At 68.9% G+C, this 13,775-nt stretch carries 10 protein-coding genes, 1 tRNA gene and 4 pseudogenes; 7 read left to right on the top strand and 8 right to left on the bottom strand.

Annotated elements, in window-relative coordinates; translation table 11 throughout:
* Positions 1–790 (bottom strand): inositol monophosphatase family protein (locus SYNGFB01_RS07560; RefSeq protein WP_048017570.1); only part of this gene is annotated, 790 nt, incomplete at its 3' end.
* A pseudogene (locus tag SYNGFB01_RS07555) lies at positions 783–1,167 on the bottom strand (2Fe-2S iron-sulfur cluster-binding protein). The gene SYNGFB01_RS07560 and the pseudogene SYNGFB01_RS07555, both read right to left, overlap by 8 nt.
* Before the next feature lie 38 nt (positions 1,168–1,205).
* Here SYNGFB01_RS07555 and SYNGFB01_RS07550 point away from each other — a divergent pair.
* Positions 1,206–1,292: transfer RNA gene (locus SYNGFB01_RS07550), tRNA-Ser, on the top strand.
* Positions 1,293–1,337: 45 nt separating this feature from the next.
* Here SYNGFB01_RS07550 and pstB read toward each other — a convergent pair.
* The 3 genes and pseudogenes from pstB to pstC form a co-directional block, all read right to left on the bottom strand.
* Positions 1,338–2,153, bottom strand: a complete 816-nt coding sequence (pstB, locus tag SYNGFB01_RS07545; protein ID WP_048017569.1) for a phosphate ABC transporter ATP-binding protein PstB — start codon at positions 2,151–2,153, stop codon at positions 1,338–1,340.
* 62 nt (positions 2,154–2,215) lie between these two features.
* Complete coding sequence (pstA, locus tag SYNGFB01_RS07540; RefSeq protein ID WP_048017568.1) at positions 2,216–3,127, bottom strand: phosphate ABC transporter permease PstA; 912 nt, start codon at positions 3,125–3,127, stop codon at positions 2,216–2,218.
* A 19-nt stretch (positions 3,128–3,146) separates the two neighbouring features.
* Positions 3,147–4,134, bottom strand: a pseudogene (gene pstC, locus SYNGFB01_RS07535) (phosphate ABC transporter permease subunit PstC).
* A gap of 152 nt (positions 4,135–4,286) precedes the next feature.
* Here pstC and dnaK point away from each other — a divergent pair.
* From dnaK to murQ, 4 genes and pseudogenes are all read left to right on the top strand, one after another.
* Positions 4,287–6,538 (top strand): annotated as a pseudogene (gene dnaK / locus SYNGFB01_RS07530) (molecular chaperone DnaK).
* Between the two features lie 9 nt (positions 6,539–6,547).
* Positions 6,548–7,492, top strand: coding sequence for a DnaJ C-terminal domain-containing protein (locus SYNGFB01_RS07525; protein WP_048017567.1), 945 nt, complete (start codon positions 6,548–6,550; stop codon positions 7,490–7,492).
* A 48-nt stretch (positions 7,493–7,540) separates the two neighbouring features.
* A complete protein-coding gene (locus SYNGFB01_RS07520; RefSeq protein WP_048017566.1) occupies positions 7,541–7,933 on the top strand; it encodes a DUF3110 domain-containing protein in 393 nt (130 codons plus the stop codon).
* On the top strand, positions 7,930–8,880 hold the full coding sequence (gene murQ, locus SYNGFB01_RS07515) for an N-acetylmuramic acid 6-phosphate etherase (protein ID WP_235299994.1): 951 nt from the start codon (positions 7,930–7,932) through the stop codon (positions 8,878–8,880). Before SYNGFB01_RS07520 ends, murQ begins: the two co-directional genes overlap by 4 nt.
* Here the strand turns inward: murQ and mtnP are convergent.
* Positions 8,859–9,803, bottom strand: a complete 945-nt coding sequence (mtnP, locus tag SYNGFB01_RS07510) for an S-methyl-5'-thioadenosine phosphorylase (RefSeq protein WP_048017565.1) — start codon at positions 9,801–9,803, stop codon at positions 8,859–8,861. The genes murQ and mtnP overlap by 22 nt on opposite strands.
* A 77-nt stretch (positions 9,804–9,880) precedes the next feature.
* On the opposite strand from mtnP, the gene SYNGFB01_RS07505 reads away from it, so the two are divergent.
* Entirely contained in the window at positions 9,881–10,321 is a 441-nt protein-coding gene (locus SYNGFB01_RS07505) for a peptidylprolyl isomerase (protein WP_048017572.1), read from the top strand.
* A gap of 62 nt (positions 10,322–10,383) precedes the next feature.
* Here the strand turns inward: SYNGFB01_RS07505 and ribBA are convergent, their stop codons facing one another.
* Positions 10,384–12,012: a bifunctional 3,4-dihydroxy-2-butanone-4-phosphate synthase/GTP cyclohydrolase II gene (ribBA, locus tag SYNGFB01_RS07500; protein ID WP_048017571.1), complete on the bottom strand. Its 1,629-nt coding sequence runs from the start codon at positions 12,010–12,012 to the stop codon at positions 10,384–10,386.
* Between the two features lie 160 nt (positions 12,013–12,172).
* On the opposite strand from ribBA, the pseudogene argC reads away from it, so the two are divergent.
* A pseudogene (gene argC / locus SYNGFB01_RS07495) lies at positions 12,173–13,236 on the top strand (N-acetyl-gamma-glutamyl-phosphate reductase).
* On the opposite strand, the gene purN reads toward argC, so the two are convergent.
* Positions 13,227–13,775, bottom strand: a 549-nt coding sequence (gene purN, locus SYNGFB01_RS07490) for a phosphoribosylglycinamide formyltransferase (RefSeq protein ID WP_048017564.1), incomplete at its 5' end; no start/stop codon positions are given. The pseudogene argC and the gene purN overlap by 10 nt on opposite strands.

Genomic DNA, 13,775 nt, shown 5'->3' with positions numbered 1-13,775 from the left:
CGCAGGCCACCACGCGGCCGCTGGCCAGATCCAGCGGCCCGCCGCTGTAGCTGCACACCACACCACCCGCCTCCTGCACCAGCAGCGTGCCTGCCGCCAGATCCCAGGGCGACAGCCCCCGCTCCCAGTAGCCGTCACAGCGACCGCAGGCCACGAAGGCCAGGTCCACCGCGGCGGCCCCGCCCCGCCGCACGCCCCGGCTGCGGTGGGTGAACCAGGCGAATTCGGCGTAGTTGTTGTCGAGCCGGCTGGCCCGGTCGTAGGCGAACCCCGTGACCAGAAGGGCGTCGCGCACGCTGCTGCAGCGGCTCACATGGATCGGCCGGTCGTTGCACCAGGCTCCCAGGCCCCTGGCGGCGCGGTAGAGCTCGTCGAGCACCGGCACCGCCAGCGCGGCCACGATCGGCGTGCCGCGCCAGCACAACCCCACCGACGTGGCGAAGAAGGGATAGCCGTGGGCGAAGTTGGTGGTGCCATCGAGTGGATCCACACACCACTCCAGATCGCCCTGCCGCTCGCGTCGCCCGGTCTCCTCGGCCAGAACGCCGATCTCCGGTGTCTCCGCCTCGAGCAGGGCGAGCACGGCCTCCTCGGCCGCGAGGTCGGCTTCGGTGACGAGGTTGCCGCTCACACCCTTCTCCCGCACCTGGGCCTCCGAGAGGCGGCCGTGGAAGCGGCGCAGCTGGGTGCCGCCCGCTTGGGCGGCACGCACGGCCACGGTCATCAGCCGCTCCAGTTCGGCCGGAGCGGGCCCGCCAGGCTGCGGGCCCGATGCCGTGGCGTCACTCATCGTCGAGGGGCAGACCGGCACGCACCCTGCCACGGCCGAAGTGGCGGCCGAACTGGAGCTCGTAGACCTCATCCTCGTCCTGGGTCTCCACCTCCAGGGGGCCGANGGGCCCGGGCCACGCAGAGCAGGCCGTAGCCCATGCGGCGCAGCTCCTTCGACAGGCCGAGCGCCTCCCGCTGGTCGATCGCGCCGTTCAGCACCCGCACGGCGCAGGTGGTGCAGCAGCCGTTGCGGCAGCTGAAGGGCAGCGGATCCCCCTGCTGCTCGAAGCTCCGCAGGATGTACTCACCATGGGGAACCAGGTGGCTGATCGTGCGACCGGTCTGGCGCCAGTGCACGGTGATCCGATGGGATGGAGGGCTGGCGGGGTTAGTCATGCTGCTACATTGCCACCCTGTTGCCCCATTTTGCCGCTGGAGAGGTGGCCGAGTGGTCGAAGGCGCAGCACTGGAAATGCTGTATAGGGGCAACTCTATCGAGGGTTCGAATCCCTCCCTCTCCGCTTCAACACCAGCCGGCTCCAGGGCCGGCTTTTTTGATGCCCGGCTCAGCCGAATCGGCCGCTCACATAGTCCTGGGTGGCCCGCTGGGTGGGGGCGTTGAAGATCCGTTCGGTGTCGTTGTATTCGACCAGGTAACCAACCTTTCCGGTGCCGCCCTCCACTGCTTCGGCATTGAAGAAGGCGGTCTTGTCGGCCACGCGAACGGCCTGCTGCATATTGTGGGTCACGATGATGATCGTGTAGCTGCGTTTCAGTTCATGCATGGTCTCCTCGATCTTCAGGGTGGAGATCGGATCGAGAGCTGAACAGGGTTCGTCCATCAGGATCACCTCCGGCTCGGTGGCGATGGCCCTGGCGATGCAGAGGCGCTGCTGCTGGCCTCCCGAGAGGGCCAGGCCGCTGTCCTTGAGCTTGTCCTTGCACTCATCCCACACGGCTGCCTTGCGGAGGGAGCGCTCCACCAGTTCGTCCATATCGCCCTTGTAGCCGTTGATCCGGGCGCCGAAGGCGATGTTTTCGTAGATGCTCTTCGGGAACGGATTCGGCTTCTGGAACACCATGCCGATCCGGCGACGCACCTCAACCGGATCCACCCGCTTGTCGTAGATGTCGATGCCATCGAACACCACACGCCCCTTGAGCTGGCAGCCCGGCACAAGGTCATTCATGCGGTTCAGAGCTCGCAGCACCGTGCTTTTGCCACATCCGGACGGACCGATGAAGGCCGTGACCTGGCCATGCGGAATGTCCATGTAGACGTTCTTGACAGCTTCGAAGCGGCCGTAGCTGATGGTCACATTCTCCAGAGCCATGCAGGTGGTTGATGCCTGCGATGGGAGCGTTGCCGGTGAGCTGATCATGGGTTGAGACTGGAGACGACGAGGCCGGGGAAGAGGGGATTCGGGTGGAGACGTTGATCAGATCATGTTCGGCTGGCCATCCTGCTGATCCAGCGCGACACGAGATTGGCTGCCAGGATCATCACCAGAAGCACGAAGGATGCGGCCCAGGCCAGCTCGTTCTGGGCTTCATACGGCATGATCGCAAAGTTGAAGATCAGCACCGACATCGTGGCGATCGGGTTGAAGATGCCCTCCGGCCAGAAGGGTGAGAACAGCGCGGTGAAGATCAGGGGAGCCGTTTCCCCTGCGGCGCGAGCCACCCCCAGCACCACGCCCGTGGCAATCGGGGTGAAGGCGGCAGGCAGCGTGACCCGCATCACCGTGACGAACTTGGAGGCCCCCACCCCGTAGGCACCCCAGCGCAGTTCCTGGGGCACGAGCTTCAGCCCTTCATCGGTGGTCTTGATCACGGTGGGAAGCATCAGCACCGAGAGGGCGATGCCGCCGGCCATGGCGCTGTAGCTCTGGTTGAAGAACAGCCGGGTGGCCACCACCACGCCATAGACGAAGACCCCCGAGATGATCGAGGNCACACCGGCCAGCACGTCGTTGCCGAAACTGACGAACTGGGCGAACAGGCCCCGGTTGGAATATTCGTTGAGATAGACACCGCCGCCCACGCCGATCGGAATGGCGATCAGGGAAGCGAGCAGCGTGACCACGATGGTGCCGAGCACGGCATTGCCGATGCCACCACCTTCGAGGCCGGGCGGTGGCGGCAGTTCGGTGAACATGCTGAAACCGATCAGCCGGCCACCCTGCAGCATCACATAGAACACCACCAGGAAGAGGGGCAGCACCGCGATCATGGCGAACAGTGCAACCAGGGCTGTGCAGAAGCGGTTGATGCGGTTCCGGCGCAGTGAGCGATCGAAATAGATCGGTCGCCTGTCGAACAGACTGACGGCAGTGGTGGGGGTCGCTGGAGTCATCGGTGACTGGGGAGTGCCGTCAGTAACGCAGGCTGAGCCGCCTCACAATCCACTTCGCCATCACATTCACGCTGAAGGTGAGCAGCATCAGGATCAGGGCCGCATACATCAGGGCAGACACCTGGATGCCGTCAGCCTCGCCGAACTGATTGGCCAGCATCGAGGCGATCGTGTTGCCGGGCGCCAGCAGCGAGAGATCGAAATTCAGGGCGTTGCCGATGATCATCGTGACGGCCATGGTCTCCCCCATGGCCCGCCCCAGCGCCAGCATCACGCCGCCGGTGATGGCCGAGACGGCGGCCGGCAGGATCACGCTCACGATGGCACCCCAGCGCGTGGTGCCCACNGCCGTAGGCCCCCTGCCGGAGCTCGATCGGCACCTGGTTGAGTGCGTCCCGGGAGATGGCGGTGATGATCGGCAGGATCATCACCACCAGGATGAGGATGGCCGGGGCCATGCCGGGCCCCTGCGGTTCGGTTCCGAAGAAGGGAATCCAGCCCAGCCACTGGTGCAGCAGCCTCAGAGCCGGGCGGATGCCGGGTTCGAGCACGAAGATCGCCCAGAGTCCCAGCACCACCGACGGAATCGCCGCCAGCAGTTCCACCAGCAGGCCGATCGCCTCGCGGATCGATCGATGCAGCAGATCCTCGGTGATGAAGATCGCCGTACCCACGCCGAGCGGCACCGCGATCAGCAGGCTCAGCAGGGAGGTGACAAGAGTGCCGTAGATCGCGATGAAGGCGCCGTACTCGCCGTTCACCGGATCCCACGCCGAGGTGGTCAGAAAGCGCAGTCCGAAGGCTCCCATCGCCTCCTGCGCACCCTGCAGCACCACCACAAAGATGCCCAGCAGCACCAGGGCCACCATGGCCGCCAGGCAGAGCGTGAGCTGCCGGAAACCGATGTCGATCAGTCGCTCGGCCGGAGGACGGCGCCGCAGCGTGAACAGATCCTCTGCCGGTGCGGCAACAGCACCCTCCTGGGCCGGCAGTCGTTCGGACGTCATGCGGATGGGCGGCTGGGCTTCGGAACGTGCACGCAGATCCGAGCTCTGCGGAATCTACGAAGCTCACTGCGCAGGGGCGATTAAGCGGTGATTAACGTTGGAGCCCCCGGTAGTTTTGGGGCTCCTCCACCATCCACGGAGCCGCGCGGTTCATGGGTCGCATCGTCGGTATCGACCTGGGCACCACCAATTCAGTGGTGGCGGTGCTGGAGGGTGGTCGCCCGCTGGTGATCGCCAACGCCGAGGGCAGCCGCACGACGCCCTCGGTGGTGGGGTTCACGAAGGATCAGGAGCTGCTGGTGGGCCAGCTCGCGCGCCGGCAGCTGGTACTCAACCCCCGCAACAGCTTCGCCAACCTGAAGCGCTTCGTGGGCCGCCAGTGGGAGGAGCTCGACGACGGCAGCCTGGCGGTTCCCTACACGGTGCGGGCCAACGATCAGGNCAACGTGCGGGTGATCTGTCCGGCCACCGAGCGCGAGTACGCCCCNGAGGAGCTGGTGGCCAGCATCCTGCGCAAGCTGGTGGATGACGCCAGCACCTATCTGGGCGAGCCGGTGGAGGCGGCCGTGATTACCGTGCCCGCCTATTTCAACGACGCGCAGCGCCAGGCCACACGGGATGCCGGCCGCCTGGCGGGCATCCAGGTGGAGCGCATCCTCAACGAACCCACGGCGGCGGCACTGGCCTACGGCTTCGATCGCAGCACCGTGAAGCGCGTGCTGGTGTTCGACCTGGGTGGCGGCACCTTCGACGTGTCGGTGCTCCGCATCGCCCAGGGCGTGTTCGATGTGAACGCCACCAGCGGTGATACCCAGCTAGGTGGCAACGACTGGGACCGGCGCATCGTCGACTGGCTCGCCGACGCGTTCCAGAAGGAGCACGGCATCGACCTGCGCCGTGACCGGCAGGCTCTGCAGCGGCTCACCGAGGCGGCCGAGAAGGCCAAGATCGAACTCAGCGGCGTGCGCAGCACGCCCATCTCCCTGCCGTTTATCGCCACCGGTGCCGAGGGGCCGCTGCACATCGAGACCACGCTGGAGCGCAACGTCTTCGAGAGCCTCTGCCCCGACCTGCTCGACCGGCTGCTGCGACCGGTGCAGCGGGCCCTGCGTGATGCGGGCCTGGCGGCCGAGGACATCGACGACGTGGTGCTGGTGGGTGGCTCCACCCGCATGCCGATGGTGCAGGAGATGGTGCGCACGCTGATTCCGCGCGAACCCTGCCAGTCGGTCAATCCCGACGAGGTGGTGGCGATCGGGGCGGCGGTGCAGGCCGGCATCCTCACCGGCGAGCTGCGCGACCTGATGCTCAACGACGTCACGCCGCTCTCGCTTGGCCTCGAGACGATCGGCGGATTGATGAAGGTGCTGATCCCCCGCAACACCCCGATCCCGGTGCGCAAGAGCGATGTGTTCAGCACCTCCGAGGCCAACCAGAACTCGGTGGAGATCCACGTGCTGCAGGGCGAGCGGCAGATGGCCGAAGGCAACAAGAGCCTCGGCCGCTTCCGCCTCAGCGGCATCCCGCCGGCTCCACGCGGCGTGCCCAGGTGCAGGTGTCCTTCGACATCGATGCCAACGGGCTGCTCCAGGTCTCGGCCATGGACCGCACCACCGGACGCCAGCAGAGCGTCAGCATCCAGGGCGGCTCCAACCTCAGCGCCGACGAGATCGAGGCGCTGATCGAGGAGGCGGAGCGGAAGGCGGCCGACGACCGGCGCAAGCGGGCGGCGATCGATCGCCGCAACCGTGCCCAGACCCTTGTGGCCCAGGGGGAGCGGCGGCTGCGGGATGCGGCGCTGGAACTGGGCCCCTATGGCGCCGAGAGACAGCAGCGGGCCGTGGAGATGGCCATGCGCGACGTGCAGGACCTGCTGGCGCTCGAGGAGCGCGGTGAGACCGACCCCGGCGAGCTCGAACTGGCCGTGAGCCAGCTGCAGGAGGCCCTGTTCGGCCTCAATCGCCGCATTCTCAGCGAACGCCGGGCCGACCAGGGGCCGCTGCAGGGTCTGAAGAACACCCTGGGGTCGCTCAAGGACGAACTGTTCGCCGACGACGATGAATGGGACGACTGGAGCCGTCCCGGCAGCGACCCGTGGGCCACACCGCCGGAACGTCCCGGTTACGGCGAATCGCGTTATGGCGAATCCCGGTATGGCGAGTCCCGATACGACGAATCCCGCTACGGGGAATCGCGTTATGGCGCTCCCCGCCCCGGGGTCGGAAGCCGGGCCGATGCCGATCGCTACGACGATCCCGACACCGATCGGGACCGCGGCCGCCCCGGCCCCTCGGAGCGCTACCGCGAGGATCGCTTTCCGGAGTCCCGCAGCGACGAGCCGCCGCCGCCCCGCCGCCGCGAACCGGTGCGCGTGCCGGATGACGACCCCTGGGATGGCTTCTGATCCCACCCCGTGACCCAGAGCCTCTCCAACACGCAGAGTCCGGACTACTGGGCGGTGCTGGGCCTCCCGGCCGGCGCTGATCCGGTCACCCTCAAGCGCGCCTTCCGAGCCCAGGCCCGGCGCTGGCATCCCGACCTCAACGGCAACGATCCGGTGGCCGAGGAGCGCTTCAAGCTCGTCAACGAGGCCTATGCCGTGCTGTCGGACCCGCACCGACGCCGCATCTGGGAAGAGGGTGGCGGGATCGGCTCCGGCGGCCAGGAGGCCGACCCCTACGCCAGCGGCTTCCCCGACTTCGAGGACTACCTGGCCGATCTGTTCGGTGAGCAGCCGCGTCGCCGGAGCCCTGAACCGCCGCCTGGGCCGCAGGCAGCCGAGCCGGAGCCTCAGCCGCGCCCGCAGGCGTCCGGTCCGGTGACCGCCGCCCCATCCCCGCCACCACCGGTGCAGGCCGGCACCGATCTGGAGACCACCGTTGACCTCAGCCCCGAGCAGGCGCTGCAGGGCGAGCGCGTTGAGCTGGAACTCGCCGACGGCACCCTGGTGGAGGTGCGCACCCCGGCGCTGGCGGGAGACGGCTGGCGCCTGCGCCTGGCCGGCGTGACCCCGGGGGGCGGGGATCACTTCCTGCAGCTGCGAGTGCGCACGCCCGAAGGGCTGCGCATCGACGGCCTGCGGGTGCTCTACCAGCTGGAGCTCTCGCCGGCCCAGGCAGCCCTGGGCTGCCGTCTGGCGGTGCCCACCCTGGCCGGTCCGGTGCGTCTCTCCGTGCCGCCCTGCTCCTCGAGCGGCCGCCTGCTGCGCCTGCGCGGCCGTGGTCTGGAATGGGGCGACCAGCGCGGCGACCAGCTGGTGGAGGTGCGGATCGTGCTGCCCGACCAGCTCAGCGAGGCTGAGGCGGCGCTCTACCGGCGCCTCGATGAACTGGCGGAGGACGACGAATCCCTGGCCTGATCGCCCGCGGATGACACACTGAAGGACCTGATCCGCCTCCTTGCGCCCATGCCGGTGCACGTGCTGCTCTTCGACGCTGGAAGTGACCAGGAGGGGATCCACTCCCTCGAGATCAATGGCCGCACCCTGGTGCTGCTGTTCGAGGATCCCGACGACGCCGAGCGCTACGCGGGCCTGCTGGAGGCCCAGGACTTTCCGGTGCCCACGGTGGAGGCGCTCGACCGCCGCGAGATGGAGCTGTTCTGCGAGCAGGCCGGTTATGAGGCCCGGCTGGTGCCCTCCGGCTTCCTGCCCCAGACCGCCGAGGATCGCCTGCTGATCGCTCCGCCGGAGCGCAACATGGATGTGAGCGACTGGCAGGAGCGGGACGAGCCCCAGGCCGATGCTGCCGCCGCCGCCGACCTCGAGGCCCTGCGCCGCCAGCTGGAGGGCCTGCTGTGAGCCTGTCGGCCTCCGCTGGAGGCACGCCGGATCGCGGCCATCTGCTCACCGAGCAGGCCAACCCCCTCAGCACGACGCTCGATCAGCTGCCCACCGAGCAGCTGGTGGATCTGTTCTGCCGCAACGACCTGGAGCCGCAGCGCGCCGTCGCCGCCGCCGCTCCCCAGCTCAGCGCAGCCGTGGACGCGATTGCGGCGCGGCTTGCCGCCGGCGGCCGGCTCTTCTACCTGGGGGCCGGCACCTCAGGCCGCCTGGGGGTGCTCGATGCGGCCGAGTGCCCACCCACGTTCTGCACTCCACCCGAGCTGGTTCAGGGGGTGCTGGCCGGAGGGGCTCCGGCCCTGCTGCGCAGTTCCGAGGGCCTCGAGGATGAGCAGCAGGGTGGTCGCGCCGATCTGATCGCCAGCGGCTTCGGCCCTGGCGACTGCCTGGTGGGCATCGCCGCCGGAGGCACCACGCCCTACGTGCTCGGCGGCCTCCGGCATGCCCGCACCATCGGCGCGCTTGCCATTGCCCTGGCCTGCGTGCCCGCGGCCCAGGCACCGATGCCCTGCGACATCGACATCCGCCTGCTCACCGGTCCGGAACTGCTGGCCGGCTCGACCCGTCTCAAGGCCGGCACCGCCACGAAGATGGCCCTCAACATCCTCTCCACCGGCGTGATGGTGCGCCTCGGCAAGGTCTACGCCAATCGCATGGTGGACGTGGCCGTGACCAATGCCAAGCTCGAGGACCGGGCTCTGCGGATCCTGCGGGATCTGGCCGGCGTGAGCCGGGCGCGGGGAGCGGAGCTGCTCGAGCAGGCCGACGGTTCGGTGAAGCTCGCCCTGCTGATCGCCGCCAGCGGCCTGGAGGCGGCCGAGGCCCGCGAACAGCTCAAGCGGCATGGTCCGAGCCTGAGGCAGGTGCTGGCAGCCTGCGGCGCTCAGCTGAACGGCCCCCAGTAGGGAGTCGTGAGCAGGTCCACCCGCCGGCGTGTGGCGGCCGGCACCCGGTCGGCCGGTGTCATCAGGGCACTCCGCAGCGCCTGGTGGGCGCTGCTGCGGGGGCGCAGTTCGCCGATCCGCTCGGCGGCCAGCCGCACGATCTGCTGCGCGAGGGCGGCGTTGGCCCTGAGGTTGTCGATCACCATTTCCACCGTCACGGCGGCGTGGTCCTGGTGCCAGCAATCGTAGTCGGTCACCATCGCCAGCGTGGTGTATGCCATCTCCGCCTCCCGCGCCAGGCGGGCTTCGGTGTGGTTCGTCATGCCGATCACGCTGCAGCCCCAGCTGCGGTAGAGCTCCGATTCGGCCCTGGTGGAGAAGGCCGGCCCCTCCATGCAGAGATAGGTGCCACCGCGATGGAGCTGGCGCCCGCTGGGCATGAGGCTCTCGCCCACGTCGGCCAGCAGGCGGCTCAGCACGGGGCAGAACGGATCGCCCATGGTCACGTGCGCCACCAGCCCCTCGCCGAAGAAGCTCAGCGGCCGCTGGTGGGTGCGGTCGATGAACTGATCCGGCACCAGCATGTCAAGCGGTCGCACCTGCTCCTGCAGCGATCNGACCGCCGACACCGAGAGGATCCAGCGCACGCCCAGGGAGCGCAGCGCCCAGAGATTGGCGTGATAGGGCACCTCCGTGGGGGTGTGGCTGTGGTGCCGCCCGTGACGGGCCAGGAACACCACCTCCAGATCACCGAGGCGGCCGATGCGCAGGCTGTCCGACGGACTGCCGTACGGAGTGTCGAGGCTGCGCTCGTCGATCCAGTCGAGTCCTTCCATGGCGTAGAGCCCGCTGCCGCCGATCACGGCCAGTCGGGCGCNGACGAGGTCGGGCGTGTCGCCGGGCTCGCTTGCTGGGATGGGTTCGGATGCCTCGGTTGCGCTCATCGCCGCTGGGCCAATCCCGCATTTTCGCCCGAGCGGCGGCCGGGCCCCATACAGTCGGTCCTTTGCCCCTGTCTGCCGTGACCAGAGCCGTGATGGAAACCGACGCCGGCACGATCGAACTGGAACTGTTCGATGCCGACGCGCCGGGCACCGTGGCCAACTTCGTGAAGCTGGCCGAGGCAGGCTTCTACGACGGCCTGGCCTTCCACCGGGTGATCGACGGCTTCATGGCCCAGGGCGGCTGTCCGAACAGCCGCGAGGGAGCCCCCGGCATGGCCGGAACCGGCGGACCGGGCTACACGATCCCCTGCGAGATCAACGCCAACAAGCACCAGGCCGGCAGCCTCTCGATGGCCCACGCCGGCCCCGACACCGGTGGCTCGCAGTTCTTCATCTGCCATGCCGCTCAGCCCCACCTCGACGGCGTCCACACCGTGTTCGGCCACACCGGCAACATGGATGTGGTGCTGGCGCTGCGCAACGGCAGCCGCATCAACAAGGTCACCATCCAGCACTGACGCCATCCAGCACTCACGCCGTCGAGCACCCACACGATCCGGCGCTGATCTGGCGGACCGGCTCAGGCCCGCCAGATCAGAAAGCCCCNGGCGGCCGGCCGGGGGATCGGCGCCNTGAGCTCGCGCAGTTCGTCCAGGGGACGCTGCTCAGCCTCCAGTGNCGNCGAGGGNNGANTNAGNCCCNGCGGCTCCGAGCTCAGCAGAAGGCCCACGCTGCGCGTGCCCTCCGCCCGGGCGAGCAGGCTGAGCGCCGTGCGCAGGTCATCGGAGTCCTGCAGATCCCGCCTGCCCGAGCTCACCAGCAGAGCCAGCTGCGGCTGGTTGAGCAGGGCCAGCAGGCGGGGATCCTCCTCCGGCTCGGCCTGGTACCCCTGCTCCTCGGCCCATCGAGCCAACCGCTCCTGCAGATCGGCGCCGTCGCCGGGCGGCACCTGGCCCTGCCAGCTGAGCACGGCCGTGGGACCGCCGACCGGACAGGTCGGGCCCATCTCCATCAGGTGGCCGAGTTTGGTGCGTTTGGCGAAGAGGTAGGCGGCGTTGTGATCACCCGGATCCATCACCAGCGGCACACGGTCCTCCACCTGGAGCCCGTAGCCGCCGAGGCCGGCGATCTTGCGCGGATTGTTGGTGATCAGCCGCAGCCGCTGCACGCCCAGGTCGCTGAGGATCTGGGCACCCACGCCGTAGCTGCGCAGATCGGCGGGAAAGCCCAGCCGCTCGTTGGCCTCCACGGTGTCGAGGCCCGTGTCCTGCAGGGAGTAGGCCCTGAGCTTGTTGATCAGGCCGATGCCTCGGCCCTCCTGGCGGAGATAGACCACAACGCCTTCGCCGGCCGCCTCGATCATCCGCAGCGCGGCCTCCAGCTGGGGCCTGCAGTCGCAGCGAAGGGAACCGAAGGCATCACCGGTGAGGCACTCGCTGTGCACCCGCACCAGCACCGGGCCGCTGGAGGTCTCGGGATGCCCCTTCACGATCGCCACATGCTCGCCGCCGTCGAGCTCGTTGCGGTAGCCCACGGCGCGGAAATCACCGAAGGCGCTGGGCAGCAGGGCCTCCGCCTGACGGCGCACGAAACGCTCCGTGTCGAGGCGGTAGCGGATCAGATCGGCGATCGAGATCAGCCGCAGTCCATGACGGCGTGCATACAGAGTCAGCTCCGGCAGCCGGGCCATCGAACCGTCGCTGTTCTGGATCTCGCAGATCACGCCGNCGGGGTAAAGCCCCGCCAGCCGAGCCAGATCCACGGCCGCCTCGGTGTGGCCGGCCCGCCGCAGCACGCCCCCCTGGCGGGCCCGCAGCGGAAAGATGTGACCCGGTCGCCGCAGATCCGCCGGTCTGGTGGCGGGATGGATCGCCACCTGAATCGTGCGGGCCCGGTCTTCGGCCGAGATGCCGGTGCTCACCCCGTGCTCGGGGCCCGCATCCACACTCACGGTGAAGGCGGTCTGGTTCTCGTCGGTGTTGCGATCCACCATGAGCGGCAGATCGAGCGTGTCGAGGCGCTCGCCCTCCATCGCCAGGCAGATGAGGCCACGCGCCTGGGTGGCCATGAAATTGATCTGTTCGGGGGTCGCGAACTGGGCGGCACAGATCAGATCGCCCTCGTTCTCGCGGTTCTCGTCGTCCACCACCACGATCGATTCGCCGTTGCGGATCGCGGCCAGGGCATCGGCGATGGCATCGAAGCGGATCTCTCCGTCCGGCGCTGTGGGTGGGGACGACGACGGATCGGCAGGCTGCCGATCCGAAAGCTGCTGGCCGGAAGATGTCAACGCGGGGCGATGGGGCCGGTGGCCCGTGCGCAAGCATCCTTTATAAAGCCCGGGTTGTCGAACCTCCGGTGTGATCGCCATGCCCACCACGCGCGTTGCGGTGATCGGCGCCAGCGGCTATGGCGGACTGCAGACCCTCAGGCTGCTGCAGGGGCATCCCCAGTTCGAGGTCACCTTCCTGGGCGGCGAGCGCAGCAGCGGCAAGCGCTGGAGCGAACTCACCCCCTTCCTGCCCCTGGCCGGCGACCCGGTGGTCCGGACACCCGATCCAGATGCCATCGCCGCCGCCGCGGATCTCGCCGTGCTGAGCCTGCCCAACGGCCTCGCCGCCCAGCTGGTGCCCTCCCTGCTGGAACGAGGCGTGCGGGTGGTGGATCTCTCCGCCGACTACCGCTACCGCTCCCTGACCCAGTGGCAGGAGGTCTACGCCGCCGAGGCCCGTCAGGTGCCGCGCCAGGACGCCCAGCTCTGCGCCGAGGCCGTCTACGGGCTGCCGGAATGGGAGGCGGATCGCATCCGCGAGGCCCGTCTGGTGGCCGCACCGGGCTGTTTCCCCACCGCCTCCCTGCTGGCGCTGCTGCCGTTCCTGCAGCAGGGGCTGGTGGAGGCCGACGGTCTGGTGATCGACGCCAAGACCGGCACCAGCGGCGGCGGCCGGGCCGCCAAGGAGCATCTGCTGCTGGCGGAGGCCGGCGAGGCGGTGGCGCCCTACGGCGTGGTGGGCCACCGGCACACCAGCGAGATCGAGCAGATCGCCTCCCAGGCCGCAGGTCAGCCCATCCAGCTCCAATTCACCCCCACCTGATGCCGATGGTGCGGGGGCTGCTGGCCACGGTGTACGCCCGGCTGCGGGATCCAGGCCTCGCCGCCGACGACTGCAGCACCCTGCTCGCCTCGGCCTACCGGCACTGCTCCACCGTGGAGGTGCTGCCGGTGGGCACCTATCCCTCCACCAAGTGGGTGCGGCAGACCAACCGCGCCCTGCTCTCGGTGCAGGTGGACAGCCGCACCGGCCAGCTGATCGTCATGAGCGCGATCGACAACCTCGTGAAGGGCCAGGCAGGCCAGGGTGTGCAGTGCCTCAACCTGATGGCCGGACTGGCGCCGACCACCGGCCTGCCGCTGTTGCCGTTCTATCCCTGAGCGGCGGATCCGAGCCCCAGATGGTCGGCGGCGAGGCGCACCGCCAGCGGCAGGATGCGGTGCTCCTGCCGCTGGATCCTGGCGCTGAGGCTGGCGTGGTCGTCGCTGGCGAGCACGGGCACGGCCGCCTGGACCAGGATCCGCCCGGCATCCACCTCCTCGCTCACCAGGTGGGCGGTGCAGCCGCTCAGCCGGACCCCAGCCTGAAGCGCCTGCCCGACGGCATCGAGCCCGCGGAAGCTCGGCAGCAGAGAGGGGTGGATGTTGATCAGCCGCTCCGGGAAGGCGGCGATCAGCAGCGGGGTCACGATCCGCATCCAGCCGGCCATCACGACCAGATCCACCGCTGCAATCCGGAAGGCAGCGATCAGCGCCCGATCGAGCTGCTCCCGGCTGCCATGCAGGCGATGATCGAGCAGCTGCCAGTTGACCCCCAGACGCTGCGCCCGCCCGGCGGCACCGCAGCCGGGCTGATTCACCACCAGCAGCACGATCTCGCCCGGAAGCAGACCGGAACGGGTCGCCGCGACCAGCGCCTC

Source organism: Synechococcus sp. GFB01, from assembly GCF_001039265.1.
Lineage (GTDB): Bacteria > Cyanobacteriota > Cyanobacteriia > PCC-6307 > Cyanobiaceae > NIES-981.
Note: the sequence above shows the minus strand (reverse complement) of the source record. Positions and strands in the feature narration are given on the sequence as shown.